Below are 24,608 nucleotides of genomic sequence, written 5' to 3' on the forward strand. Positions count from 1 at the left end.
TCTCGGGTCCGCTCCGCACATACGGGAGCGACGGCCAGGACGAATGTTGCGCGGTCTGCACGGGTGGCCATAGCACCAGTGGTCAACTGCATTATCTTCCAAGGCTCGCTTCTCAGGGTTCGGATTCGATGACACATAACGTAGTCGCGCCAAAATTTGTGTCGTTATCGTCTCGGTATCACAGCCCGCCCGGGGCGCGTCCTTCACGATTTCCGGCGCTCGCCATCGGCACCCCTATAAGGGACGCCGCGGTAAAATACGACAGATTACCGCGCGTGGGCGGCAGGACAAACATACGGCAGGCAACCGGAACGCGATGTCCGCAAGCTCTGCGACGGCATTCAGTGGCCGGATCTCCCCAGGACTTCCGGGGCCGGAGCACGGTCCGTCGAGGCCGACGTACGGTCCATGGGGGCCCCGGCTCCGGCGAAACCGGGACGAGGTCTCCCAGGCGCCTGCACCCCGGGGCGGTGCGTTCCGGCCACGTGGCTCCGGGTCGGCGCGACGCACGCGCCCACACACAGGCTCGCCATGACGGCCATGCAGACCAGCCCCCCCTCGTCCCGCACCTGCTACCGCGTGACTGAACCCTAGAGCCTCCGCCCGGGAGGGTTCTCACGACCCCCTCCGCACGTCCACCAGGGCAGTCGCTGCGGCGGGGTACGAGCACGTCTGCCGGGTCCACGGCCGCCCGCGGGGCCGGGGGGCCTGGTCAGTGCGCAGGGCGACCTGGCAGGATCGCGCGCATGCTCCAGGCACTCCCCCGTATCGGCAGACGTCGCGCACTCCAGAGCGCGGTCGCGGCATTCGTGGCGCTCGGTCTGCTGCTGTGGTGGGTGCTGCCGCTCGGCGAACGCGCCCCGGGCGGCACGGTGACGATCAGCACGGGCGTGCGGTCGGGCGTGTACGAGCTGTACGGGAAGCTCCTTGAGACGGCGCTCGCGCACGACATGCCGGACCTGAACGTACGGCTGCGCAACAGCGAGGGCTCGCAGCAGAACGTGGAGCGCGTGGCCACCGGACAGGCCGACTTCACCATCGCCGCCGCCGACGCCGTGGAGAAGTACCGGCTGGACGGCCGCCCGGGCGCGGACCGGCTGCGCGGCTGCGCCCGGCTGTACGACGACTACGTCCAGCTCGTGGTCCCCCGGAAGTCGGGGGTGCTCTCGGTGCGGGGCCTGCGGCACAAGCGGGTCGCGGTGGGGCAGGTGGGCTCCGGTGTGCGGCTGATCGCGGACCGGGTGCTGCGGGCGGCAGGACTCAGCCTCGGGAAGGACATCGAGCCCGTCTCCATCGGCATCGACAAGATGCCCAAGGCGCTGCGCGACGGGGACGTCGACGCCTTCTTCTGGTCGGGCGGTCTGCCGACGAACTCCGTGCGGGCGCTGTCCGAGCGCTTCGACATCCGCTTCCTGGAACTGGGCAGCCTGGTGGACGCGCTGCACGCGCAGGGCGGCGCCTCCCGTTACTACCGGGCCTCCGTGATGCCCGCGGACGCCTATCCGGCGGCCCAGCAGGGTTCGGCGGTCTCCACGCTCTCGGTGGCGAACCTGCTCGTCACGACCGACCGTACGGACCCGGAGCTGACCGAACAGCTGACCCGCACGGTGATCGACAGCCGCGACCACATCGGCGCGCAGGTGCACGCGGCACAGCTGGTCGACCTGCGGACCGCGCTGTACACGGACCCGCTCCCGCTGCACGTGGGGGCGAGCCGCTACTACCGCTCGGTCAAACCGTGAGCCCGGCGGATGCCCTGCGCCCGGTCGCGTCGTGGGGCCGGCCCCCCGCGGGGCAGACGGGAATGTGACGACAGGCCCTAGGTGATCGCCACCGGCTCCGTACGGGGCACGCTGACCGTGACCTTCAGGCCCTGCGGCTCGTGGCGGGCGAAGACGAGCGACCCGCCGCCGGCCGCCAGCAGCGCCCGCGAGATGGACAGGCCGAGGCCCGAGCCCTTCACGTTCTGGTGACGGCCGCTGCGCCAGAAGCGGTCACCGATGCGGGCCAGCTCCTCCGCCGTGAGACCGGGGCCGGCGTCGGCGATCTCGATGGTGGACGTGTCACCGTTCGAGGCGACGGTGACGACGACCTCGGCACCCTCGGGCGTGAACTTGAGCGCGTTGTCGATCACCGCGTCGAGGGCGCTGGACAGGGCGACCGGATCCACCCACGCCGTGACCGCTGGGCAGTGCTCGCGCAGCCGTACCCCCTTGTCCTCGGCGAGCGGCCGCCAGGCCTCGACACGTTCCGCGGCCAGCTCGCCTATGTCGGTGAGCTGGAGGTCGGCCGCGGCGTGCTCGGCGAGCGCCAGGTCGAGCAGGTCGTCGAGGACCTGGGCGAGGCGTTTGCCCTCGGTGCGCACCGAGGCGATCTCCTCGTTCCCCTCGGGCAGTTCCAGGGCGAGCAGTTCGATGCGCAGCAGCAGGGCGGCGAGCGGATTGCGCAGCTGGTGCGATGCGTCGGCGACGAAGGCGCGCTGCTGCTCCAGCACCTCCTCGACATGGTCGGCCATCTCGTTGAACGACCGGGCCAGTCTGCGGAGTTCCGGCGGTCCGCCGGCGGCCGCGACCCGGGACTTCAGCCGTCCGGTCGCGATGTCGTGGGTGGTGGCGTCGAGGACGCGGACCGGACGGAGCACCCAGCCCGTCAGGCGCAGCGCCGCGGCGAGGGCCAGCACCATCGCGGCCACCTCGCCCGCGGCGATCATCAGCCAGCTGTGCAGCGTATTCGCCCGCATCTGCGCGGTGGGGGAATCGGTGACGACGACGGCGATGACGTCGCCGTCCCGGATGACGGGCGATGCGACGACGAGACGGCCCCGGCGCTGCCAGGGCCACACCTGTCTGGGGTCGTGTCCGGGGCGCGAGTACAGCGCCTCCTGGAAGGCCGTGCGCACCGCCCCCTTGGAGGGCAGGTACCAGTTCGCCGGTGCGTGTGCCATGGGTGTGCCGTCGCGGTAGAAGACGCCCGCACGGATGCCGTACACGTCGTTGTAGCGCGAGAGTTCCTTCTGCAGGGTCTCCTGGCGCTCGTCCTTGACGACGACCCGCGAACCGGACGGCCGGACGGTGACGAACTGGGCGAGCGACCCGAACCGTGCCGTGTCGTCGATGCGGTCGACGACCACCCGCTGCTGCTGCCCCGCGGCCACCCGCACGGCCAGCGGGAAGCCGAGCGCGAGCAGCACGCCGGCCATCAGCACGATGAGCAGGGGGAGAAGTCGTGTGCGCACCCTGGCCCGCTACGCCGCCGGGGCGACGAGGCGGTAGCCCACGCCGCGCACGGTCTCGATCAGGGCGGGCATGCGCAACTTGGAGCGCAGCGACGCCACATGCACCTCCAGTGTGCGCCCGGTGCCCTCCCAACTGGTCCGCCACACCTCGCTGATGATCTGCTCCCTGCGGAACACCACACCCGGGCGCTGGGCGAGCAGCGCGAGCAGGTCGAACTCCTTGCGGGTGAGCTGGACCGCCGTACCGTCCACGCTGACACGGCGGTTGGGGAGTTCGATGTGGACGGGCCCGAGGCGCAGGTCGTCATCGGCGGGCGAGGACCCGTCGCCCGCGACGCTGCGCCGGCTGACGGCGTGGATACGCGCGAGGAGTTCCCCGGTGTCGTAGGGCTTCACCACGTAGTCGTCGGCGCCGAGATTGAGACCGTGTATCCGGGACCGCACGTCGGAGCGGGCGGTCACCATGATCACGGGGGTGCTGGTGCGCTTGCGGATCTTCCCGCAGACCTCGTACCCGTCCTGGTCGGGCAGCCCGAGGTCGAGCAGGACCACCCCGAAGGGTCCCTTGGCCGAGGTCTCGCCGGGGAGCAGCGCCTGGAGGGCCTCCTCGCCGCTGCGGGCGTGCGTGACGTCGAAGCCGTGCCGTGCGAGGACCGCGGACAGCGCAGCGGCCACATGGTCGTCGTCCTCGACGAGAAGCAGTCTCATCCCGGCCCCCTTCGGTTCATCGGTCGTTCGGTCCTGTTGTGTACACCTGCACGCGCACGGAGCGCACCATGGCATCCACCCCGATGGATAAGGACCGCGTCAAGAGGCTTCGGGTTCCGGACACGTTCCGTTACGGAGCCGGTATCGCACGCGTCCGTCGCCACTGACCGTCGGTGTCCGGTTGACACCGGATCGTGATGCTCAATTCTCGCTCAGATGTAATGACACTGGTTGTACGGCTTCCCTACTGTCCTGCCAACCGAGGAGGACGGAGCACCAAGCCGATGACCAATGTTTCGGTGACCAAGGACGCCGTACCCGCCACCGACGATCTGGTCGTGCTGAAGAACGTGAACAAGCACTTCGGCGCACTGCATGTCCTCCAGGACATCGACCTGACGATCGGTCGTGGTGAGGTCGTGGTCGTGATCGGGCCCTCGGGGTCCGGGAAGTCGACCCTCTGCCGCACCATCAACCGCCTGGAGACCATCGATTCGGGAGCCATCTCGATCGACGGCAGGCCCCTCCCCCAGGAGGGCAAGGAGCTGGCCCGGCTGCGCGCCGACGTCGGCATGGTCTTCCAGTCCTTCAATCTCTTCGCGCACAAGACCGTGCTCGAGAACGTGATGCTGGGCCAGATCAAGGTCCGCAGGACGGAGAAGAAGGAGGCCGAGGAGAAGGCGCGCGCCCTGCTGGACCGCGTCGGCGTCGGCACGCAGGCGGACAAGTACCCGGCGCAGCTCTCCGGCGGTCAGCAGCAGCGCGTCGCGATCGCACGGGCGCTGGCGATGAACCCGAAGGTGATGCTCTTCGACGAGCCGACCTCGGCGCTCGACCCCGAGATGATCAACGAGGTGCTGGAGGTCATGCAGCAGCTCGCCCGCGACGGCATGACGATGGTCGTCGTCACGCACGAGATGGGCTTCGCCCGCTCCGCCGCGAACCGCGTGGTCTTCATGGCCGACGGCCGCATCGTCGAAGAGGCGGCCCCCGACCAGTTCTTCAGCAACCCGCGCAGCGACCGGGCCAAGGACTTCCTGTCGAAGATCCTGCACCACTGACGTACGGCGTGCGCGCCCGAGTCCGGCGCGCGTCGCCCGTCGCCCCCACCCCACCCCACCCCGACGCGTGGTGCCCCGCCGCACCGTCCCGACGGGAACGCACGCCCCTGAGCGCGCCCGTTACACCCCCTTCCGACCCATAAGGAATGTTCCTCATGAAGCTCCGCAAGGTCACCGCGGCCGCCTCCGTCGCCCTCGCTCTCGCCCTCACCGCCACCGCCTGCGGCGGCTCCAAGGACGACAACGGCGACGGCAAGAAGATCAAGATCGGCATCAAGTTCGACCAGCCGGGCGTGGGCCAGCAGCTGCCCGACGGCTCGTACGCCGGTTTCGACGTCGACGTCGCGAAGTACGTGGCCAAGCAGCTCGGCTACGGCGAGAAGGACATCGTGTGGAAGCAGGCGAAGAGCGCCGACCGCGAGCAGATGATCAAGCGCGGTGACGTCGACTTCATCGTGGCCTCCTACTCGATCAACGACGAGCGCAAGCAGATGGTCGACTTCGCCGGCCCCTACCTGCTCGCCCACCAGGACCTCCTGGTCCGCGCCGACGACAACACGATCAAGAGCGCGAAGGACCTCAACAAGAAGAAGCTGTGCTCCGTGTCGGGCTCGACGTCGGCGCAGAACGTGCACGACAAGCTCGCCCCGCACGCCAACCTCCAGGAGTACGGCGGCTACTCGGAGTGCATCACCGGCCTCGAGAACAAGGCCGTCGACGCCCTGACCACGGACGACGACATCCTCGCCGGCTACGCCGCGCAGAAGGAGTTCCAGGGCAAGTTCAAGCTGACCGGCCTGAAGCTGTCCAACGAGAACTACGGCATCGGCCTGATGAAGGGCGACGACTCGCTCAAGAAGAAGATCAACGCGGCGCTCGCCAAGATGGTCTCCGACGGCTCGTGGGCGAAGGCCGTGAAGGCGAACTTCGGCCCGGCCCAGTACAAGAACGAGCCCGCGCCGAAGATCGGCCAGATCGTCAAGTAACGGCCGGACCGGCCAGGACAACATCCGCAGGGTCCGCAGGCGCGCCGCCAGCCGAGGCGGCGGCGCGCCGCGCCCTCCAGCTACGCGGAAGCGCGGGATAACGTGTTCGACTTTCTTGAAGGCTATGACCTGTGGGGGGCCTTCTGGGTGACGGTGCAGCTCACCGTCTTCTCAGCGGTCGGTTCCCTGATCTGGGGCACCCTGCTCGCAGCCATGCGGGTCGGACCGGTGCCCCTCATGCGCGGCTTCGGCACCGCGTACGTGAACGTGGTGCGGAACGTTCCGCTCACGGTCATCATCCTGTTCACCTCGCTCGGCCTGTTCCAGACGCTGGGCATCGGCCTCGGCGCCCAGGACTTCACCGTCGTCAACTTCCGGCTCTCGGTGCTCGGCCTGATCGCCTACACCTCCGCCTTCGTCTGCGAGGCGCTGCGCTCCGGCATCAACACGGTCCCGACCGGTCAGGCGGAGGCGGCCCGCGCCCTGGGGCTGAGCTTCACACAGGTGCTGACCCTGGTCATCCTGCCGCAGGCCTTCCGGGCGGTCGTGGCACCGCTCGCGAACGTCCTGATCGCCCTGACCAAGAACACCACGGTGGCCTCCGCGATCGGTGTGGCGGAAGCCGCGCTGCTGATGAAGAAGATGATCGAGAACGAGGCCCAGCTCGTTCTGATCGCCGCCGTCTTCGCATTCGGATTCGTCTGTCTGACCCTGCCGACCGGTCTGCTGCTCGGCTGGGTGGGCAAGAAGGTGGCGGTGAAGCGATGAGCTCCGTCCTGTTCGACACGCCGGGCCCGCGCGCGAAGCGGCGCAACATCGTCTACTCGGTGGCGTTCCTGGCCGTCGCGGCGGCCGTCGTCTGGTGGGTGTACAGCAAGCTCGACGAGAAGGGCCAGCTCGACTGGGTCAAGTGGAAGCCGTTCTTCACGGATTCCCAGTCCTGGACGACGTACATACTTCCCGGCCTGGAGTACACCCTCATAGCCGCCGCGCTCGCCATGGTGATCGCGCTGCCGCTCGGTGCGTTCTTCGGCATAGCCCGGCTCTCCGACCACCTCTGGGTCCGCGTCCCCGCCAGTGTGATCGTCGAGTTCTTCCGTGCCATCCCCGTGCTGGTGCTGATGATCTTCGCGGACGCGGTGTACGGCGAGTTCTCGAACGTCAGCTCCGACGACCGGCCGCTGTACGCCGTGGTCACGGGCCTCGTCCTCTACAACGCGTCCGTCCTCGCCGAGATCGTGCGGGCGGGCATCCAGTCGCTGCCCAAGGGCCAGTCCGAGGCCGCGATGGCGATCGGTCTGCGCAAGGGCCAGGTCATGCGGACCATCCTGCTGCCGCAGTCGGTCACGGCGATGCTCCCCGCGATCGTGAGCCAGCTCGTGGTCATCGTGAAGGACACCGCCCTCGGCGGCGCGATGCTCAACTTCTCCGAGCTGCTGGCGTCGGTGCGCCCGATGAGCGCGGCGTACGGCGCGAACACGATCGCCTGCTTCACGATCGTCGCCGCGCTCTTCGTGGCCGTGAACTTCACGCTGACGACGTTCGCGAGCTGGCTGGAGGGCAGGCTCCGCAAGGGCAAGAAGTCGACGGGTGCCGTGGTTCCCGCCGCGGACACGGTGTCGGACTTCGGTAGCGGTGCCATGGCCGGCGGTGGCGGTATCTGACACGCCGTCCCGGACGGAGGTCCCACAAGGATCATCCGACCCATCGGTAGCCTCAGGAGGCAGTGGTGTGCTCGCCACTGCCTCCGTCGCTTGACGGGGGCCACGGCAGTGGGTTGCATACGTTCTGTGATCGCTCACCCCGTTCCACCGTCAACTGCCCGCCTCCGTGCACCCCTCGGGACCAGCCTCCGGGCAGCGGGAGCCGCGCCGTGGACCCGGTGATCGTCGTCGGGGCGGGGCCCGTGGGGCTTGCGCTCTCGCTCGCGCTGGCGCGCCACGGCGTGCCCTCGGTCCTCCTCGACGAGGGGTCCGGCAAGGACGAACAGCGCGCCGCGCGGACGGTCGTGCTGCGCGAGGACACCGCGGCCTTCGTGGAACGGCTGACGGGCACGCACCTGGCGGTCCCCGGAGCGCGCTGGTCCGGCTTGCGCTCGCTGCGGCGCAGGCAGACGGTCCAGCGCGTCACCTTCGGTCACGAGGACCCGGCCCCCGTGCACATCGCCCAGCACGAGCTGACCGCTGCGCTGCGTGAGGCCGTCGCCGGGCAGCGGCTGATCGAGGTCGCCGTGGAGAGCCGGCTCGACTCGATCGAGCAGGAGCAGGGCGGGCTGACCGCCCACACGCGTGGCGGCAAGGGCACATGGTGGCGCGGCAGTTATCTGGTGGGGTGCGACGGTTCCCGGTCGACCGTGCGCAAGCTCCTCGACATCCGTTTCCCGGGGCGCACGGCCGTCGAGCGGCATGCGGTCGCGACGCTGCGCGCGGAACTCCCCTGGCCCGGCGAGGCATTGATCCATCGGATGCCGCCGTGGCGGTCGGCGGGCAGCGAGGTCACCTGCCGCCCCCTCGCCGGCGGGCTGTGGCGCCTGGACTGGCTGCTGCCGCCGCGGCACGAGCTGGTCACGCCCGACGCCCTGGTGGCGCGTGTGCGGGAGACGCTGGCCGGCTGGTGCGACGGCCCCACTCCGCCGTACGAACTGCTCGACACCGGGGTGCACACCGTCCACCACCGTCTCGCCCGCCGGTGGCGGTCCGGCCGGGTGTTCCTCGCCGGGGACGCCGCGCATCTGCTCGGCGCACTCGGCACCCAGGGACTCGACGAGGGCCTGCGCGACGCGGACAACCTGGCGTGGAAGCTGGCCCAGGTGTGGCACCACGGCCCGCACGAGAAGCTGCTCGACAGCTACCAGACGGAGCGACGGGCCGTCGTCGCGGCACGGCTGCGCGCCGCCGACCAGGCACTTCCCGTCCTGCGCGGCGGCGGGGGGCTGCGCTCGTACGTCCCCGGGGCGGCACGCGGTCACGACGCGCTGCTCCTGGACGGCCACCTGGGACGCGGACCGCTGGGAGCGCCCGGCGTGTACGCCGACTCGCCGCTCGCGCCCATGGACTCCGCGGCCGGTTCGGAGGTGGACACGGCACCGGGTGCGCAGATCACCGACGTCCGGGTGACGGCGGAGGACGGGACCTTCGTACGACTGCGGGAGCGGCTGGGACGCAGCCGTCTGATCGTGCTGCTGGTCGCGCCCGGCACGGGCGTGTGGGAGCGCCGGCACTGGGTGGGCGCCGGGATCATGCCGCGTCTGGCGGGCGCGGTGGCGGCCCTGCCGCACCGTGCCGAACTGCTGGTGGCCGAGAGCTATCCGGGCGCCGCCGCGCACAGTGTGCTGCTCATCCGCCCGGACGGACACCTGGTGACCGCGCTCGGCGGAGTGCACCCCGAGGCGCTGTACGCGGCGGCCGATGCGGCGCTCGGCGGCCAGGCCGACCACCCGGCCGAAACGGCGTCCGCACTGCGAACGTGAGTTGACCGGCCCCCACGGCCATGGTCTACTCCGGAGCGTGACCGACACCGATGTGCGCCTGTGGCGGAGGGTCCATATGGACCTCCTCCGGTACGCGGGCTGCGTGTGTCGTCCGTCCTGCTGAACCTCACCCGCCCCCACTCCGCGCGCCTCGCGTACCTCCGGCGTACGCGCATTCGGCCCACGCGCCCCCTGTAGTCGGCCCCCTCTCCGGGACTCACCGGTTCCCGGCCACGACTGCCGGGCAGGGCTGCGCGGTCCCAGCGATCCTCCAGGACGGCACTCGTGTCCCACCCCGTACCCGTGTCCCACTCCGAGCCCGCCACCGCGCTCACCAACGCGCCCGGCAAAGCGCCCACCTCCGCCGAACTGCTCGACTTCGCGCGCCGTACGGCGACCGACCACGATCTGATCGACTCGCTTCCGCTGGACACGGACGGCCGCACCTGGATGCGGCTCGAAGGACCCGGCGGCAGCGAGGCCTGGCTGATCGGCTGGCCGCCCGGAACCGGCACCGGCTGGCACGACCACGCCGAGTCGGTCGGCGCCTTCGTCACCGCCGCCGGCACGCTCACGGAGAACTCCCTCACCGTGCGGCTGCCGGCCGACGGCTGGAAGACCCTGGAGCTCGCCGAAGGGGTGGACCGTGAGCGCCGGCTGGGCGCCGGGCAGGGCAGGGCCTTCGACCGCCATCATGTCCACGAGGTGCTCAACGCCTCCGGCACCGGCCACGCCGTCTCCGTCCACGCGTACTACCCGCCGCTCCCGCAGATCCGCCGGTACAGCCGGACGGGTGAGGTCCTGCGGCTGGAATCCGTCGAGCGCCCGGAGGACTGGCAGTGAGCGGGCGGACCACGGGCGCCGGCGAAGAGCCCGTCGGCATCGACGAGTTGCTGGAGCGGGTGCGTGCGGACCTCGACCGCGTCCATCCGCGGCAGGCGTACGAGGACGCGGCCTCCGGTGCGCTGCTCGTCGACATCCGGTACGCGGCGCTGAGGGAGCGCGACGGGCTGATCCCGGGAGCCCTCGTCGTCGAGCGCAACGAGCTCGAATGGCGTCTCGATCCGCGGGGCAGCCACCGCGCGCCCGAGGCGACGAGCCATGACCTGCGGGTCGTGGTCGTCTGCAACGAGGGCTACGCGTCGAGTCTCGCGGCCGCGTCACTTCGGCAGCTCGGCCTGCACCGCGCGACCGATCTGATCGGCGGCTTCCAGGCGTGGAGAGCGTCCGGCCTACCGGTCACCGAGCCTCCCCAGGCACGAGCACAAGCGCAGGCCCAGGCGCAGACACAGGCCTAGGACACGGAGGGCCCGGCAACCGCCGGCCGGCGGCGACCGGTCCTGCGTGGAACGGCTGAGGTCACGGCTTCCGGAGCGCGCCGCCGGTCCTCCGCCGGACGGGTGCGCCTCGGGTTCTCCGCCGGACGCCACCGGGGCGCCCCTCACCGCAGGGGCGCCCGCCGTCGCGCACGGCCTCAGAACCCTTCGTCCCCAAGGTCCTCCGTGTCCTCGCCCTCCTGCTCCAGGGCCTGACGGACCACACGGAGGGCCATGCCCTCGGGGTAGCCCTTGCGGGCGAGCATGCCGGCGAGGCGGCGCAACCGCTTGTCACGGTCGAGGCCTCGCGTGGAGCGCAGTTTGCGGGCGACGAGCTCACGGGCCGTCGCCTCCTCCTGCTCGGCGTCGAGCCGCCCCACCGCCTCGTCGATCAGCGCGGAGTCCACGCCCTTCGTCCGCAGCTCCTGCACCAGTGCCCGCCGGGCCAGGCCCCTGCCGTGGTGCCGGGACTCCACCCAGGCGCCCGCGAAGGCACCGTCGTCGATCAGGCCGACCTCCTCGAAGCGGGACAGCACCTCGTCCGCCACGTCCTCGGGGATGTCCCTGGTGCGCAGCGCATCCGCAAGCTGCTTGCGGGTGCGCGGGGTACCGGTGAGCAGGCGCAGGCAGATCGCCCGCGCCCGCTCCGCCGGGTCCTGTGGCGGTCCCCCTTTCCCGGCCCTCGACGAGGAAGAGGGACCGCCGTCCTGGTGGGCGCCGCCGGGGCTCGCGGGCTCGGCCGGGCCCGTGGAGCCGGCGTACTCCGGCCAGTCGGTTCGTCGGGTCACGGCCTAGCTCTTGGCCGCCGCGGCCTTGGGCTTGGTGACCTTGGCGGCGGGTGCGGACCCCGCCTTGGCCGCGTCGTCGGCGGCGGCCGGGGCGCCTGCCGCGTCGGCACCCGCCTCGGCGGCCGGAGCCTCGGGCTTCACGCCGACACCGAGCTTTTCCTTGATCTTCTTCTCGATCTCGTTGGCGAGGTCGGGGTTGTCCTTCAGGAAGTTGCGGGCGTTCTCCTTGCCCTGGCCGAGCTGGTCGCCCTCGTACGTGTACCAGGCGCCCGCCTTGCGGACGAAGCCGTGCTCGACACCCATGTCGATCAGGCCGCCCTCACGGCTGATGCCCTGGCCGTAGAGGATGTCGAACTCGGCCTGCTTGAAGGGCGGGGCGACCTTGTTCTTGACGACCTTGCAGCGGGTGCGGTTGCCGACCGCCTCGGTGCCGTCCTTCAGGGTCTCGATACGACGGATGTCGATACGCACCGAGGCGTAGAACTTCAGCGCCCGGCCACCGGTCGTGGTCTCCGGGGAGCCGAACATGACGCCGATCTTCTCGCGGAGCTGGTTGATGAAGATCGCCGTGGTCTTGGACTGGTTGAGCGCGCTGGTGATCTTCCGCAGCGCCTGGCTCATCAGCCGGGCCTGGAGACCGACGTGGCTGTCGCCCATCTCGCCCTCGATCTCCGCGCGCGGGACGAGCGCGGCGACGGAGTCGATGACGATGAGGTCGAGGGCACCGGAGCGGACCAGCATGTCCACGATCTCCAGGGCCTGCTCACCGTTGTCCGGCTGGGACAGGATCAGGTTGTCGATGTCGACGCCGAGCTTCTTCGCGTACTCGGGGTCGAGGGCATGCTCCGCGTCCACGAAGGCGACCTGGCCGCCCGCCTTCTGCGCGTTCGCCACCGCGTGCAGCGTCAGGGTCGTCTTGCCGGAGGACTCCGGGCCGTACACCTCCACCACACGGCCACGCGGCAGACCGCCGACACCGAGGGCGACGTCGAGTGCGGTCGACCCGGTGGGGATGACCTCGATGGGCTCGTTCGGCCGCTCGCCGAGGCGCATCACGGCGCCCTTGCCGAACTGCCGTTCAATCTGTGCGAGTGCGGCATCCAGGGCCTTCTCGCGGTCGGTTCCTGCCATGGGTTCCACCCGGTTTGCTTGAGTCGATCGCTTCACGTCAAAGACGCTAACGCCTGCCACTGACAATGCGCCCCGACGCCCGTCCGGCCTGTGGATAACTCGGGGTCTTCCCCCGGAATCCGCCGGGAAATCTCCCGGGCGAGCACCACCGGACACCCCATAAGAATGGATGTTCGATTTTGGTGTCAAGCGCACCACACACCCGTTCCGGGCGCCCGCGCCGCGGCGCACGGGCCGGTCCCGACGGCCCCCGGGGCTACTCCCCAGGTCGTACGGCAGAAGCCTTCGGCCGGACGACGACCACGGTGCGCGAGGTCATGAAGCTGGGCCCATGAAGAGCCGTACCGGATCCTCCCGCCGGATCCCCCTGCCCTCGCCGGGCACCGCGCCGCCGGCCGGCGCGTCCTCCGGCACGGCATCGCCGCACGCCCCGGCCGCATCCCCGGCAGGACCAGGAGGGCCCCGCCGCTCCGCCCTGCGCACGCGGTGGCGGGCGCTGCGCCCCGCCGAGCGGCTCTGCTGCGCGACCGGGGCCCTCCTGGTCCTGTCCGGGCTGCTGCACCTGGTGGTGTTCGCGATCGACGGCGGCCCCTGGTACGGGCCTGTCTCCTGGCGCAAACCGGTGACGTTCGGGCTCTCCTTCGGTCTGACACTCGCGGCCGTCACCTGGGTCACGTCCTACCTGCGCATGGATGCCCGGCTGCGCACGGCGCTCCTCTTCGTGTTCGCCGCCGACTGTGTCCTCGAGGTCGGCGGGATCACGCTCCAGGCATGGCGCCACGTGCCGTCGCACCTCGACATGGAGGGCGCGTTCAACACCACGGTCTCCATGGCGCTGGCGGTCGGTGGCGGCGTCCTCGTGGTGCTGCTCTCGGTGTTCTCGGCCGCGGCGTTCCGGCGCCGCCCCGAGGGGCCCGCCGGGATGCCGCTCGCGCTGCGCGCCGGATTCGCGATCCTGCTCGTGGCGCTCGGGTCAGGCGCGGCGATGATCGCGCGCGGGGTGGTGCTCACCCGGACCGGCCACCAGGAGGCCGCCTACCACTCCACGGCACCCCTGAAGCCGCTGCACGGCGTCAGCCTGCACGCCGTGCTGGTGCTGCCGGCCCTGGCCTGGCTGATGTCCCGCACGCCGTGGAGCGAGCGCGTCAGGGAGCGGGTGATGTACGCGGCGGTCGGCTGTTACGCCGCGGCGGTGCTCGGAGCGGGCGTGTGGGCGGCCCTCACGTACTGAGCCGCCTCCCGCTTCCGCGTCAGGCCTCGCCCTGCGTGCGCGCCTGTCCCGCCGCGGGCTCCCGTACCGGCTCCCCCGCCGTCCCCGGCCGGTCCCGCACCGCTCCGCGGACGCGGGTGAGGAGCGTGGCCGTGCCGCGGCGCCGGTGCCCGTGCACGCGGGGGTCGTCCGTCACGTCGTACCGCTTCACGTACGCCCCGAGGAACGCCTGGAGCGTGGCGACCGCCGGGATGGCGATGAGCGCGCCGACCGCGCCGAGCAGCGCCGTGCCGGCGATGACGGAGCCGAACGCGACCGCGGGGTGGATGTCCACGCTCTTCGCCGTCAGCTTGGGCTGGAGCATGTAGTTCTCGAACTGCTGGTAGACCACGACGAACACCAGCACCCACAGCGCGTACCAGGGGTCGACCGTGAAGGCGATCAGCATGGGCAGTGCGCCCGCCAGATACGTGCCGATCGTGGGGATGAACTGGGAGACGAGGCCGACCCAGACGGCGAGCACCGGCGCGTAGGGCACGCCCAGCGCCACGAGCAGGACGTAGTGCGCGACGCCGGAGATCAGTGCCATCAGACTGCGCGAGTACAGATAGCCGCCGGTCTTGTGGACGGCGATCTCCCATGCGCGCAGCACCTCGGTCTGCCGCGCGGGCGGCAGCACCGAGCACAGCGCCCGGCGCAGCCGGGGCCCGTCGGCGGCGAAGTAGAACGAGAACAGCAGCACCGTCAGCAGGCGGAAGAGACCGCCGAGCACCTGGGCGGACACGTCCAGGACACCGCTCGCGCTGTTCTGCACGTACTTCTGCAGCCAGTCGGAGTGGACCAGGCTGTCCTGGACCTGGAGCCGGTTCAGCTCGGTGTGGAAGGTCCCGTTGATCCAGTTGATCAGTGAGTCGAGGGAGCCGGGGAAGTCCTGGACCATGCCGAGGATCTGCCCGGCGAGCATCGAGCCGAGCAGGGTGACGAAACCCGCACCGAAGATCATCACCGCCAGGAACACGAGCCCGGTGGCCAGGCCCCGGCGCATGCCGTGCGAGGACATCCAGCTGACGGCCGGCTCGACGGCCAGCGCCAGGAAGAACGCGATCAGGATGTTGATCAACAGCCCGGTGAGCTGGTGGAACGCCCAACTGCCCAACTGGAAGCAGGCGACCAGGGCGAGGGCGAGCACCATGGCGCGCGGCAGCCAGCGCGGCATGCGGGCGACCCGTCCCGGCGCCTGCCCGGGGCCGGGCGGCGGGGTCGGGGTCGTGCCGAGCGGGGCTTCGTCCTGGGCGACCTGCGCGGTCTCGTCTGTCGGGGCCACGGGCCAAGTGTCGCCGACGCCTCCGACAACCCGCCGCCCCGGCGGCCCGATGAGTCGCATCCCACGCGCGGGGCGCCCGACACGTCCCACGCGCGGGAAGGCGCCGGCACGTCACGTCCCACGCGCGCGGGCGATCCCACGGACCCGTTCCGCGCAGCCGGCGCCCGGCACCTCACGTCCCGCGTACAAGGCCGCCGTCGGGTCGCATCCGGCGCGCGTCCACGGGGAGATGTGTGAGGAGCATCACGTCACTGCTTGTCGGCGGGGACGCTCACCGCGGTGCACACGGCGCGCCAGACGTCCTTGGCCTCCCAGCCCGCGTCGAGCGCCTGGTGCACGGTGCGCCCGCCGAGTTCCGACATCACGTGATCGCGCGCGAAGCTGTCGGCGTACTCGGGACCGAAGTGATCCGCCATTCGCTGCCAGAAGACCGTCAACCGCATGCCCTCAGTATCCCGCCCTGAGAGTGCAGCCGGGGCCGGGAGCCGTACCGGGAGCGCTTTCCGCCCTACCGTCGGTCCATGGCCGAATCCGGAGCATCCCCACTCCCCCCGTCGCCCACCGAGCCGACCGGGTCCTCCCCGCTCTCCCGCGCCGAGCAGTTCATGTGGCTCACCGCCCGCGTCCTGGAGCAGCGCCGGTTCACCTACCACTTCCGGCACGGCGGCTCCGCCGAGGCGAACGCCGTGGAGACCGCCCTCGACGCGTACCGCAACGAGGACGGCGGCTACGGGCACGCGCTCGAGCCGGATCTGCGCGGCCCGGTCAGCCAGCCCCTGCACACGGCGCACGCGCTGCACGTCCTGGACTCGATCGGCCGCTGCGGCGGCCAGCGTGCGGAGCACGTGTGCCGCTATCTGACGTCCGTCTCGACGCCGGACGGTGCGCTTCCGGCGGTCCATCCCAGCCAGCGGGGCTACCCGGCCGCGCCGTTCGTGCCGGTCCTCGACGACCCTCCGAGCGCGCTGCTGGCCACGGGGCCCGTGGTGGGGCTGCTGCACCACAACGAGGTGTGGCACGCCTGGCTGTTCCGGGCCACCGACTTCTGCTGGCGGGCGGTCGAGTCGTTGGACAAGTCGCACCCGTACGAGGTGCAGGCGGCCGTCGCGTTCCTGGACGGCGCACAGGACCGCCCGCGCGCGGAGGCGGTCGCGGACCGGCTGGGGCGGCTGGTGCGCGAGCAGCGGCTCGTGGTGCTGGACCCGGCGCGACGCGACGCCTTCCCGGTGGCGCCGGGGTACGCGCCGGGCGAGCACCACTTCCCGTACGACTTCGCCAAGGTCCCGGAGTCGCTGGCGCGCACCTGGTTCACCGACGAGGAGATGGGGCGCGCCCTGGACTTCCTGGAGGGCGATCAGGCCGAGGACGGCGGCTGGCCCGTCCGTTGGCAGCAGTGGGCACCCGGTACGGCCCTGGAGGCGCGGCCCTGCGTGACCATCGAGGCCCTGCGCACCCTGCGCGCGTACGGGCGGTCCATCGGCTGACTTCTGCGTCGGTATGCCTGCGGGACCGAAGGGTGGCGAGAGCGAAGGCCAGTCCTCCGGCGATGAACCAGGGGTTCCAGAGGACCAGCGTCCAGGTCCGCTGTCCCACGCTCACGGAGGTGTCCAGATGCGTTGTGTTGGTCAGCAGCAGCACCTCGATACCGATGCCACGGGCCAGTAGGAGGGCACTGACGCCCCACCCCAGCCCCCTTGCGAGCAGAGCGGGAACGCCCCGGAGCCTGGTCCGGGCAAGCAGCCATGCCAGCAGGGCGCCTAGGAGGCAGAGTGCACCCACACCCCACAGACCGGCTACGACGAACCACAGCGGGCGCTCGGTGGCCAGCGGACCGGCGGAGATGCTCAGCCCCACATCACCGCCGACGGCCCAGTAGAAGTGCAACCCGGCGAACGCGGCTGCCCACAAGCATGCGATGCGCCCCCACAGCGTGGACGGTTCTGCGCCCGTTCCCTCCGGTTCGCCTTTCACCGTCGGCCCTCGCGGGCATCGCGCCTGACAGCGCACGGGCCGTCCGCTTCCTGTGGCAACACGATGAACGCGGTGCCCTTGGTCAGGTCGATGCTGGAGCGCGGCGGCGCACCGTCGCTCTCGTCGTCCCGCCGCAGCAGCTCCACCCGCCGCTGCTCCAGTTCCACCGTCTTGTTTCCGTTCACGACCGCCGTGAATTCGTCGAAGGCCGTGTTCGACAACGACCGCCCCGTGCGCCTGCGCAGCCACGGGATCAGGCCCAGCCCCGTGAACCATCGCCACGCGCTCTCCATCAGGGCGAAGAAGACCAGTAGGCACGCGAACGCCGGGAACGACATGAGCCAAATCGCCACAGGTGGTCCCTCATCGTCCTCAACACGGTTGACTGCCGGGATGCAGCGGAAGGGCCGGCGTCGTTCTCGCCGGACGTGCGGCCCGGGAGAACTCGGGGCTGCGGGCATCGTTCCGTGCGTGGACCGCTCGCACGGACGCTCCGGCACCCGTCCCGGTAGCGTCGTACGTCACCCGGCAGGGGTGGTTTCCCGTCTCGCGGGCAATGCGCTCTGCCCGGAGGGCACAGGCCGCTCGGTCCCCTCGACCGCCGTCGTCGGACTCGTCTCGCTGGATTGCCATGCGATCACTGTTCTGGATCCGCACCGCGCAGTGGATCGGTCCGGCGCATGATCCGCTTCCCCCATGCGGCGGAGGCGCCGCCATGGAGATCCACCGCATGGCGGAGTGCCGTGGGAGCAGGCCCGGCTCCGGTGGACCTGCCGGACAGCACGCCTAGGAGCCCTGCTCCTGGGCGTACTCCGTCTCCCTGAGCAGCAGTGCGGCGATGGCGAGTGCGCTGCCGCGCGGGGACGCCGGATCGACGCCGGTGCGCTCGGTGATCCTCGTGAGCCGGTTGTCGACCGTGTTCGGATGCAGACCGAGGGCGGCGGCCGTGGCCCTGCGGTCCTGTCCGGTCCCGAGATGGGTGCGCAGGGTCTCCAGGAGCTCGGGGCGGTCGGCGACCGGGTCCAGCAGGGCGGCGATGCTGCGGCTGCTGGGGCCGGGCCGGGAGAGATGGAACTCCAGGAGGACGTCCTCCATGCGGTGCAGGCCGGGCGGCAGCCCGCACGCGCGCGCGACGCGCAGGATCTCCGTCGCGGTACGCGCCGCCTCGGGAATGTCCGCGAGGTCGCCGGTGCGGACGCAGGCGACCGCCACCGGTGCCCCGGTGGCCGTGCCGAGCCGCTGCGCCAGGTCGTCCGGAGCGTCGTCCGCCGCGGGGACGACGGCCCGTCCGTGTCCCTTGTCGAGCAGCGCCGCCACCTCCGTGCCGAAGGCGTGGTCCAGGGCGGTCTGCACGCGGCGCTGTCTGCGACGCTCCGCGACGGGGCCCTCGGCCGGGCCGCCGAGGTGGAGCGCGAGGACCACGGCCGGCGCCTCCAGGTGCAGCTCGTCGAGGAGGACATGGCCGGGGGGCAGAACGCCGTCGACGAGCCCGCGCACCAGGGAGCGGTGCTGGGCGCGTGCGTCGGCCTCGAGGGCGGCGCGCTCGTCGGCGTACGTCTCGGCGACGGCCCCCACGACATGGTGGTGCGCCCCCAGGAGCAGGTCGACGAGCTCCACGAGGGCGGCCTCGTCCCCGGGGAGTGCCGTTTCCCGCAGTGCCTGCCACAGGACGTACGCACCGAGGGAGTGGGTGCGCAGCAGCAGGGGCAGCGGCATGCCCTCATCGGCGCGCTGGGCGGCACGTTCGCGGAACAGCCGGAGGCTTCCGGGGCCGGGGGTGAGCCGGCCGTCGGCCGCGCCGCCTAGGAAGGCGCGGATGCCGTGCCGGGCCGTCGCGGCGACCTCGATGTCCTTGACGTCGTCGGGAAGCTGGGCGTAGCCGGGCAGCGTCTCGAAGGACTCGCGGGCCATGCGCCGGGCCAGTTCGTTGACCTTGGGCTCGCAGCGCAGGGCGAGCGCCCTCGCCGCCGCCGACAGGGTCGGGGCTCCCACGGCACCTCCCGTCCGGCGTGGGTCGGACTGTGATGCGTCACAGTAGCGGCCGCCTCGGGGTGTGACGAGGGGCGGTGTCGCCCGTCCCGGAGCGGGCCGAGACTCGTGAGTGGGGGGCGACCGGCCACGGATCACCGGAGGAGCCACGGTATGACCGAGCACAAGGGGCAGGACTACCTGGGGTACGCCGACCGCGTGTGGCGCGGCGAGGAGTCGCTGCTGAAGCATTTCTCGGGCGCGTTCGCCGCGGACGGTCTGGCGCGTGTCGCGGACGGCGTCGCCGTCTTCCCCGGATTCGCCAATGTCGCCGTCTTCGACACCGGGGACGGCCTCGTCCTGGTGGACTCCGGGGACTGGTTCACGGCCGAGCGCATGCGTGGCGCGGTGCGGGAGTTCAGCGGGGCCCCGGTGCATGCCGTGGTGTACACACACGGCCATGTGGACCACGTCTTCGGGGTGGGCCCGTTCGACCGTGAGGCCGACGACGCGGGCCGCGCACGCCCCGAGGTGATCGCACACGAGGCGCTGCCGGCGCGCTTCGACCGCTACGTCCGGACCGCTGGGTACAACGCCTGGATCAACCGCCGGCAGTTCGGGGTGCCGGCGCTCGAATGGCCGACCGACTACCGCTATCCGGACACCACGTACCGCGACCGGCTGACGCTGCGCCGCGGGGAGTTGACGTTCGAGCTGGTCCACGCGCGCGGGGAGACCGACGACCACACCTATGTGTGGGTGCCCGAGGTCAAGGCGCTGTGCACGGGCGACCTGTTCATCTGGAACACGCCGAACGCGGGCAATCCGCAGAAGGTGCAGCGCTATCCGGAGGACTGGGCACAGGCGCTGCGCGCCATGCAGGAGCTGGGTGCCGAGCTGCTGCTGCCCGGCCACGGCGTCCCGATCACGGGAGCCGACCGCATCCACGAGGCGCTCGGCGACACGGCGCGCCTGCTGGAGACGCTGTGCGAACAGACCCGGGACCTGATGAACGCAGGCCATCGCCTCGACGCGGTGCTGCACGGCGTACGGGTCCCGCAGGAACTGCTGGACAAGCCGTACCTCCATCCCGCCTATGACGAGCCGGAGTTCGTCGTACGGAACCTGTGGCGGCTGTGGGGCGGCTGGTACGACCAGAATCCCGCGCACCTCAAGCCGGCTCCGGAGGCGGCGGTCGCCGTCGAACTCGCGGACGCCGCGGGCGGCGCCCCGGTGCTCGCACGGCGCGCCGCCGAACTGCTCGACAAGGGCGAGCTGCGGCTGGCGTCGCATCTCGCGGAGACGGCCGCGCTGGCGGCGCCCGAAGATGTCGAGGTGGCACGGGTGCGTGCGGATGTGTACGCGCGGCGTGCAGAGGCGGAGACCTCGACGATGGCGCGGGGCGTCTTCCACTGGGCGGCCGCCGAGTCGGCCGCGGTCGCGGAGGGCACCGACCTGACGACCGAGCTCACGCGCAGCCCGGAGGGGCGCAAGCGCGCGGAGGGCGACATCAGCGTCGGCACTCTGGGTGACGAGGACGAGCACCACTGATGGGCCGGGCCGAGTCCTCGGCCGTCCTCGAAGTCACGGGAGCCGCCGGGTCGCCGCCCGCGCGCGGCGCCTGGCGCACCGCCTGGCTGCTGCTGGCCTTCATGGTGGTGAACTTCGCGGACAAGGCCGTCCTGGGTCTGGCGGGCCCGGAGATCCGCGCCGAATTCGGCATCACCCGGCAGGAGTTCGGCACCGCCCAGGCCGCGTTCTTCGTGCTGTTCCCCCTGTCGGCGCTCGCCGTCGGTGCGCTCACCCGCCGGGTGCGTACCTCGACGTTGCTGCTGGTGCTGGCGTTGTTGTGGTCGGCGGCGCAGCTGCCCATGCTGTGGGGCGCTGCCGGGTTCGGCGCCCTGGTGGGCACGCGCGTACTGCTGGGGGCCGCCGAGGGGCCCGCGGCGCCGGTCGCGCTGCACCATGTGCACGGGTGGTTCGCCCAGCGGGAACGGGCGCTGCCGACCGCGGTGCTGCTGATGGGCGCGGCCGTCGGGGTGGCCGTCGCCGCTCCCGTGCTCGGCAGCGTGATCACGCTCTGGGGCTGGCGCTGGTCGTTCGGTGCGGTGGGCCTCGCCGGCCTGCTCTGGGCCGCCGTCTGGACCCGAGGGGGTTCCGAGGGCCCAATGGCCCCGGTGTCCGGACGGGTGACGACGGACGGGGCGGCTGCGGGCCGGGGCCGGGGGGCGCCGGGCAGGACGGCTGCCGACAGCGAGACGCCGGGCAGGACGGCCACGGGCCGGAGGGCGAACGGCAAGGCGGCTGCCGACCCGGGGACTCCAAGCAGGGCAGCCGCCCGGGAGGATCACGGCCGGACGGACGGGCCCGCCTCGACCGGCTCCGAGCCGGGACCGCCGCCCCTGCGCCGCATCCTGCTGTCCGGCACGTTCGTCACGACGGCGTTCGGGGCGTTCGCCGCCTACTGGTGGATGAGCACCCTGCTGACCTGGGCCCCCGACTATCTGGAGAGCGTGCTGGGCTGGGATCTGCACCGGGCGGGCACGATGGTCGGTGCCGGTGCCGTCGCCAACGGCCTGGTGCTGCTCGGCCACGGTCTGATCGCACAGCGCTCGGCGCGCCGCGCACGCCCGCGTCGGCTGCCCGTCGGGGCGGGCGCCGGGCTGCTCCTGACGGCCGCCGGCTGCGCGACCGCCGTGTACGGAACAGTGGACTCCGTCGAGGTCAAGGTGCCGCTGATGATGGGCCCGATGGCATTGGCGATGGTCATGCTGACGGTGGCGGCGACCGCGTGTGCGCGGATCACGCCGCCCGCTCAACGCGGTGTGGTCCTGGGCACGCTGACATGCGTGTACGCGCTCGGTGGCGTCCTGTCCCCCCTGGTGCTCGGCACCCTCGTGGACCGCGCGGCGACGGTCCGGGAGGGCTACGAGCACGGCTGGCTGCTCACCTCGGGACTCCTCGTCGCGGCGGGACTCCTGGCGGCATGCTTCTGCCGCCCCGAGCAGGACGCGCTGCGGCTCGGGGGCCGGTCGACGGAGCCGTTGGCCCTCCCGGTCCTCCCGTAGGGCGCCGGGGTCTCGCCGTCCAGGGGGCCGCCGTCCCGCGGATCGCAGCCCCCTGGACCGCAGCCCCTGGACCAGTCCGCCGGGCCGTCGCCCCCCTCGGAGTGCCGCCGGGTTCAGCCGGTCATCGCCCGCACTCCTGCCGTGACCAGGACGGCGGCCGCGACCACCAGCAGAAAGGGCGCCCGCAGCACCAGGGCGACGGCGGCCGCGGCGAGCCCTGCGGCCCTCGCGTCGAGGACCGGGGACTGCCCGTCGGCAAACGTCTGCTGGGCGGTGAGTGCGGCGAGCAGGGCCACGGGAAGCAGCGCCGCGAGACGCTTGACCAGAGGCTTCTCCAGGACCCCGGCGGGCACCAGAAGGCCGATCAGTTTGACTGCGTAGCAGCCCACGGCGGTCACGCCGACCGCGATCCAGACGTTCATCGGCCTTCCCTCCGCGCTTCGTGCTCCTGATCCGCCTCTTTCGCTTGCTGCGCCTCGCTCTCCCGCTCGCCGCCCCCGCGCATCCCACGCCCCCGGACGTAGAGCACGGCCGGGGCGGCGAGTGCCGCGACGAGGACGGGGACGCCGGCGGGGAGTACCGGGAGCAGGCCCAGTCCGAGGACGACGGCGAGGCCCGCGACGGCGCGTTCCGTCGTCGACCGCAGCATCGGTGCGAGCAGCGCCAGGAAGACGGCCGGTCCCGCGGCGTCGAGGCCCCAGGCGTCGGTGTCGCCGATCGCCTCGGCCCCGATGGCTCCGAGCACGGTGGTCAGGTTCCACAGCAGATAGAGGCTGACTCCGGTGACCGTGAACCCGAGGCGAGCGGTGCGCCGGGTGGGCTGGGCGAGCGAGACCGCGGTGGTCTCGTCGATGACCCAGTGGGCGGCGAACGGACGCACCGCGCGCGGGAGGGCGAGCAGTTGCGACAGCCGCAGCCCGTAGAACGCGTTGCGCACACCGAGGAAGAAAGCTCCCGCTGCCGCGGTGAACGGATTGCCGCCGGCCGCCAGCGCGCCGACCAGCGCGAACTGGGACGCCCCGGTGAACACCAGGAGGCTGAGGGCGCAGGTCTGGAGCACGGTGAGGCCGCTGCCGGCCGAGGTCACTCCGAAGGCGAACCCGGAGAGCCCCACGGCCACGCCGACCCCGAGTGCGTCACGGACGACGGCCCGGTCGGACTTCCGGTGCCCACCGTCCTCCGTGCGCCCGCCGTCCCCGGTACGTGCGCCGTCCCCGGGGACCGGACCACCCCGCGGTCTCCCGTCGTCCCGACGGCTCCCTGCATCCCACCGACTCCGTCCGCCCTGCCGGCTCTCTCCGTCCGTCCGGCCCTCTACGTCCGTCCGGCCCTCTACGTCCGTCCGGTGCCCGGCGTCGGCCCCGGGCCCTGTGTCCGGCCGGGACCCGCCGGCTCGTGGTGCGTCGCCCTCGCGACGTATGTCCCCGGTTGCTGTACGTTCTGCCACGCCCTGGACGGTACGAGGAGGCGTCCTGCCTGATCTTGTACGTTCTTGCGCTCGCGCTGGTACGCCCCCGGCGGGACCCCGACGATCCGCGCGAAGTGACGGTTCAGATGCGGCTGGTCCGTGAAGCCCACGGCGACGGCTGCGTCGGCGGGTGCCGTTCCCGCGTCGAGGAGGTGCCGGGCGCGGCGGACCCGGGCGTCGGTGAGCCAGGTGTGCGGCGGCATGCCGTAGCTGTCGCGGAAGGCGCGCAACAGCGCGAACGGGCTGGTGCCGAGTTCGCCGGCCAGTCGCTCCAGCGACGGCGGCTCGGCCATGCGCTCCTCCAGGACGGCCCGGGCGCGTGCCGCGGTGCGGGCTCCGGCGGTGCGCACCGTCCGTTGTGGCAGCGCCCCGCCGTTGAGGCGCAGCAGCCGGGTCACGACCACGCGCAGCAGGGTGTCGGCGGCGAGGGCGTTGCCCTCGTCGGCTGCCCGCAGCACCTCGTGGACCAGGCGCGCCGACCGCGGGTCGTGGAACACGGGTGCCTGGAACCCGGGGGTGCCGCGGATGGCCGTGGTCTCGGCCGCGATCTCGGCGACCAGTTCCGGTGCCGGGTAGACCGCCCCGTACCGCCATCCCTCGGGAACGCCCGCCCGGCCGGTGTGCGGGGTGTCCGGGTTGACCAGGGCCAGGGTGCCGGGTCCTGCGTACTGGTCGGCGCCTCCGTGGTGGAAGACCTCGAGGCCGTCGCTGATCGCGGCGATCACGAAGTTCTCGTGCGTGTGCCGGACGAAGGTCTTGCGGATGTAGCGCGCCCGCAGCAGGTCGACACCGGGCAGCTCCTCGTACTGCCAGTGCCGCGCCCGCTCCCCCGAACCTGCCATGTGCCCATTTTGCGGCACACCCACGACGACCGGATCCGATGGTGTTTGTGCAGGTCAGCACGT

At 71.7% G+C, this 24,608-nt stretch carries 24 protein-coding genes and 1 pseudogene; 13 read left to right on the plus strand and 12 right to left on the minus strand.

The features are described 5' to 3' along the window. Window positions 1–746 precede the first annotated feature (746 nt). Window positions 747–1,742 carry a TAXI family TRAP transporter solute-binding subunit gene (locus tag ACWCP6_RS30805; protein WP_450935878.1) on the plus strand — a complete coding sequence of 332 codons (996 nt, stop codon included), beginning with the start codon at window positions 747–749 and terminating at the stop codon, window positions 1,740–1,742. Window positions 1,743–1,819: 77 nt separating this feature from the next. Here ACWCP6_RS30805 and ACWCP6_RS30810 read toward each other — a convergent pair whose 3' ends face one another. Further along, the gene (locus ACWCP6_RS30810) at window positions 1,820–3,235 is read right to left on the minus strand and encodes an ATP-binding protein (protein ID WP_450935879.1); all 1,416 of its coding nucleotides are present in this window, start codon (window positions 3,233–3,235) and stop codon (window positions 1,820–1,822) included. Window positions 3,236–3,244: 9 nt separating this feature from the next. Continuing rightward, entirely contained in the window at window positions 3,245–3,943 is a 699-nt protein-coding gene (locus tag ACWCP6_RS30815; RefSeq protein ID WP_450935880.1) for a response regulator transcription factor, read from the minus strand. Between the two features lie 284 nt (window positions 3,944–4,227). Here ACWCP6_RS30815 and ACWCP6_RS30820 point away from each other — a divergent pair, with 284 nt between their 5' ends. The 8 genes from ACWCP6_RS30820 (at window position 4,228) to ACWCP6_RS30855 (ending at window position 10,757) form a co-directional block, all read left to right on the plus strand. Next, window positions 4,228–5,004: an amino acid ABC transporter ATP-binding protein gene (locus ACWCP6_RS30820; RefSeq protein ID WP_450935881.1), complete on the plus strand. Its 777-nt coding sequence runs from the start codon at window positions 4,228–4,230 to the stop codon at window positions 5,002–5,004. Between the two features lie 155 nt (window positions 5,005–5,159). Beyond that, on the plus strand, window positions 5,160–5,990 hold the full coding sequence (locus ACWCP6_RS30825) for a glutamate ABC transporter substrate-binding protein (RefSeq protein ID WP_450935882.1): 831 nt from the start codon (window positions 5,160–5,162) through the stop codon (window positions 5,988–5,990). A gap of 102 nt (window positions 5,991–6,092) precedes the next feature. Further along, on the plus strand, window positions 6,093–6,758 hold the full coding sequence (locus tag ACWCP6_RS30830; RefSeq protein WP_450935883.1) for an amino acid ABC transporter permease: 666 nt from the start codon (window positions 6,093–6,095) through the stop codon (window positions 6,756–6,758). Continuing rightward, window positions 6,755–7,654 carry an amino acid ABC transporter permease gene (locus tag ACWCP6_RS30835; protein ID WP_450935884.1) on the plus strand — a complete coding sequence of 300 codons (900 nt, stop codon included), beginning with the start codon at window positions 6,755–6,757 and terminating at the stop codon, window positions 7,652–7,654. The genes ACWCP6_RS30830 and ACWCP6_RS30835 overlap by 4 nt, the downstream gene beginning before the upstream one ends. 209 nt (window positions 7,655–7,863) lie before the next feature. Further along, window positions 7,864–9,459: an FAD-dependent monooxygenase gene (locus tag ACWCP6_RS30840; RefSeq protein ID WP_450935885.1), complete on the plus strand. Its 1,596-nt coding sequence runs from the start codon at window positions 7,864–7,866 to the stop codon at window positions 9,457–9,459. Further along, a complete protein-coding gene (locus ACWCP6_RS30845) occupies window positions 9,398–9,583 on the plus strand; it encodes a putative leader peptide (protein ID WP_450935886.1) in 186 nt (61 codons plus the stop codon). The genes ACWCP6_RS30840 and ACWCP6_RS30845 overlap by 62 nt, the downstream gene beginning before the upstream one ends. A 161-nt stretch (window positions 9,584–9,744) precedes the next feature. After that, a complete protein-coding gene (locus ACWCP6_RS30850) occupies window positions 9,745–10,302 on the plus strand; it encodes a cysteine dioxygenase (RefSeq protein ID WP_450935887.1) in 558 nt (185 codons plus the stop codon). Next, window positions 10,299–10,757 carry a rhodanese-like domain-containing protein gene (locus tag ACWCP6_RS30855; RefSeq protein ID WP_450935888.1) on the plus strand — a complete coding sequence of 153 codons (459 nt, stop codon included), beginning with the start codon at window positions 10,299–10,301 and terminating at the stop codon, window positions 10,755–10,757. Before ACWCP6_RS30850 ends, ACWCP6_RS30855 begins: the two co-directional genes overlap by 4 nt. Before the next feature lie 176 nt (window positions 10,758–10,933). On the opposite strand, the gene recX is transcribed toward ACWCP6_RS30855, so the two are convergent. Continuing rightward, complete coding sequence (recX, locus tag ACWCP6_RS30860; RefSeq protein ID WP_450935889.1) at window positions 10,934–11,563, minus strand: recombination regulator RecX; 630 nt, start codon at window positions 11,561–11,563, stop codon at window positions 10,934–10,936. A gap of 3 nt (window positions 11,564–11,566) precedes the next feature. Further along, window positions 11,567–12,694: a recombinase RecA gene (gene recA / locus ACWCP6_RS30865; protein ID WP_450935890.1), complete on the minus strand. Its 1,128-nt coding sequence runs from the start codon at window positions 12,692–12,694 to the stop codon at window positions 11,567–11,569. Window positions 12,695–13,025: 331 nt separating this feature from the next. On the opposite strand from recA, the gene ACWCP6_RS30870 reads away from it, so the two are divergent. After that, window positions 13,026–13,925, plus strand: a complete 900-nt coding sequence (locus ACWCP6_RS30870) for a hypothetical protein (RefSeq protein ID WP_450935891.1) — start codon at window positions 13,026–13,028, stop codon at window positions 13,923–13,925. Between the two features lie 19 nt (window positions 13,926–13,944). Here the strand turns inward: ACWCP6_RS30870 and ACWCP6_RS30875 are convergent, their stop codons facing one another. Both ACWCP6_RS30875 and ACWCP6_RS30880 read right to left on the minus strand, forming a co-directional pair. Next, window positions 13,945–15,228, minus strand: coding sequence for an AI-2E family transporter (locus ACWCP6_RS30875; protein WP_450935892.1), 1,284 nt, complete (start codon window positions 15,226–15,228; stop codon window positions 13,945–13,947). 248 nt (window positions 15,229–15,476) lie between these two features. Then, window positions 15,477–15,671 (minus strand): DUF3046 domain-containing protein, encoded by a 195-nt coding sequence (locus ACWCP6_RS30880; protein ID WP_450935893.1) that lies wholly within the window; start codon window positions 15,669–15,671, stop codon window positions 15,477–15,479. Window positions 15,672–15,749: 78 nt separating this feature from the next. On the opposite strand from ACWCP6_RS30880, the gene ACWCP6_RS30885 reads away from it, so the two are divergent. Next, a complete protein-coding gene (locus ACWCP6_RS30885; RefSeq protein ID WP_450935894.1) occupies window positions 15,750–16,712 on the plus strand; it encodes a hypothetical protein in 963 nt (320 codons plus the stop codon). A 55-nt stretch (window positions 16,713–16,767) separates the two neighbouring features. On the opposite strand, the pseudogene ACWCP6_RS30890 reads toward ACWCP6_RS30885, so the two are convergent. The 3 genes and pseudogenes from ACWCP6_RS30890 to ACWCP6_RS30900 form a co-directional block, all read right to left on the minus strand. Next, a pseudogene (locus ACWCP6_RS30890) lies at window positions 16,768–17,235 on the minus strand (DUF3995 domain-containing protein); the annotation flags it as partial. Beyond that, window positions 17,196–17,552, minus strand: a complete 357-nt coding sequence (locus ACWCP6_RS30895) for a DUF6191 domain-containing protein (RefSeq protein ID WP_450935895.1) — start codon at window positions 17,550–17,552, stop codon at window positions 17,196–17,198. The pseudogene ACWCP6_RS30890 and the gene ACWCP6_RS30895, both read right to left, overlap by 40 nt. Window positions 17,553–17,985: 433 nt before the next feature. Continuing rightward, complete coding sequence (locus ACWCP6_RS30900; RefSeq protein WP_450935896.1) at window positions 17,986–19,191, minus strand: PucR family transcriptional regulator; 1,206 nt, start codon at window positions 19,189–19,191, stop codon at window positions 17,986–17,988. A 150-nt stretch (window positions 19,192–19,341) separates the two neighbouring features. On the opposite strand from ACWCP6_RS30900, the gene ACWCP6_RS30905 reads away from it, so the two are divergent. Continuing rightward, window positions 19,342–20,718, plus strand: coding sequence for an alkyl sulfatase dimerization domain-containing protein (locus ACWCP6_RS30905; protein WP_450935897.1), 1,377 nt, complete (start codon window positions 19,342–19,344; stop codon window positions 20,716–20,718). Then, entirely contained in the window at window positions 20,718–22,235 is a 1,518-nt protein-coding gene (locus ACWCP6_RS30910; RefSeq protein WP_450935898.1) for a nitrate/nitrite transporter, read from the plus strand. The genes ACWCP6_RS30905 and ACWCP6_RS30910 overlap by 1 nt, the downstream gene beginning before the upstream one ends. Window positions 22,236–22,348: 113 nt before the next feature. Here the strand turns inward: ACWCP6_RS30910 and ACWCP6_RS30915 are convergent, their stop codons facing one another. The 3 genes from ACWCP6_RS30915 to ACWCP6_RS30925 all read right to left on the minus strand — a co-directional run bounded on the left by ACWCP6_RS30915 (window position 22,349) and on the right by ACWCP6_RS30925 (window position 24,545). After that, window positions 22,349–22,657 (minus strand): AzlD domain-containing protein, encoded by a 309-nt coding sequence (locus ACWCP6_RS30915; protein ID WP_450935899.1) that lies wholly within the window; start codon window positions 22,655–22,657, stop codon window positions 22,349–22,351. After that, window positions 22,654–23,355 carry an AzlC family ABC transporter permease gene (locus tag ACWCP6_RS30920; RefSeq protein ID WP_450935900.1) on the minus strand — a complete coding sequence of 234 codons (702 nt, stop codon included), beginning with the start codon at window positions 23,353–23,355 and terminating at the stop codon, window positions 22,654–22,656. Before ACWCP6_RS30920 ends, ACWCP6_RS30915 begins: the two co-directional genes overlap by 4 nt. A gap of 212 nt (window positions 23,356–23,567) precedes the next feature. Next, window positions 23,568–24,545 (minus strand): AraC family transcriptional regulator, encoded by a 978-nt coding sequence (locus ACWCP6_RS30925; RefSeq protein WP_450935901.1) that lies wholly within the window; start codon window positions 24,543–24,545, stop codon window positions 23,568–23,570. Window positions 24,546–24,608: the final 63 nt, after the last annotated feature.

This window comes from Streptomyces sp. NPDC002004 (assembly GCF_053593975.1).

Excerpts from the sequence above, each read along its gene's own strand:
- ACWCP6_RS30880 (WP_450935893.1), bottom strand. The coding sequence starts at position 15,671 with ATGCGGTTGACGGTCTTCTGGCAGCGAATGGCGGATCACTTCGGTCCC.
- ACWCP6_RS30825 (WP_450935882.1), top strand. The coding sequence starts at position 5,160 with ATGAAGCTCCGCAAGGTCACCGCGGCCGCCTCCGTCGCCCTCGCTCTC.
- ACWCP6_RS30925 (WP_450935901.1), bottom strand. The coding sequence starts at position 24,545 with ATGGCAGGTTCGGGGGAGCGGGCGCGGCACTGGCAGTACGAGGAGCTG.
- ACWCP6_RS30915 (WP_450935899.1), bottom strand. The coding sequence starts at position 22,657 with ATGAACGTCTGGATCGCGGTCGGCGTGACCGCCGTGGGCTGCTACGCA.
- ACWCP6_RS30845 (WP_450935886.1), top strand. The coding sequence starts at position 9,398 with ATGCGGCGCTCGGCGGCCAGGCCGACCACCCGGCCGAAACGGCGTCCG.
- ACWCP6_RS30815 (WP_450935880.1), bottom strand. The coding sequence starts at position 3,943 with ATGAGACTGCTTCTCGTCGAGGACGACGACCATGTGGCCGCTGCGCTG.
- ACWCP6_RS30805 (WP_450935878.1), top strand. The coding sequence starts at position 747 with ATGCTCCAGGCACTCCCCCGTATCGGCAGACGTCGCGCACTCCAGAGC.
- ACWCP6_RS30835 (WP_450935884.1), top strand. The coding sequence starts at position 6,755 with ATGAGCTCCGTCCTGTTCGACACGCCGGGCCCGCGCGCGAAGCGGCGC.
- ACWCP6_RS30885 (WP_450935894.1), top strand. The coding sequence starts at position 15,750 with ATGGCCGAATCCGGAGCATCCCCACTCCCCCCGTCGCCCACCGAGCCG.
- ACWCP6_RS30820 (WP_450935881.1), top strand. The coding sequence starts at position 4,228 with ATGACCAATGTTTCGGTGACCAAGGACGCCGTACCCGCCACCGACGAT.
- ACWCP6_RS30910 (WP_450935898.1), top strand. The coding sequence starts at position 20,718 with ATGGGCCGGGCCGAGTCCTCGGCCGTCCTCGAAGTCACGGGAGCCGCC.
- ACWCP6_RS30905 (WP_450935897.1), top strand. The coding sequence starts at position 19,342 with ATGACCGAGCACAAGGGGCAGGACTACCTGGGGTACGCCGACCGCGTG.
- ACWCP6_RS30870 (WP_450935891.1), top strand. The coding sequence starts at position 13,026 with ATGAAGAGCCGTACCGGATCCTCCCGCCGGATCCCCCTGCCCTCGCCG.
- recA (WP_450935890.1), bottom strand. The coding sequence starts at position 12,694 with ATGGCAGGAACCGACCGCGAGAAGGCCCTGGATGCCGCACTCGCACAG.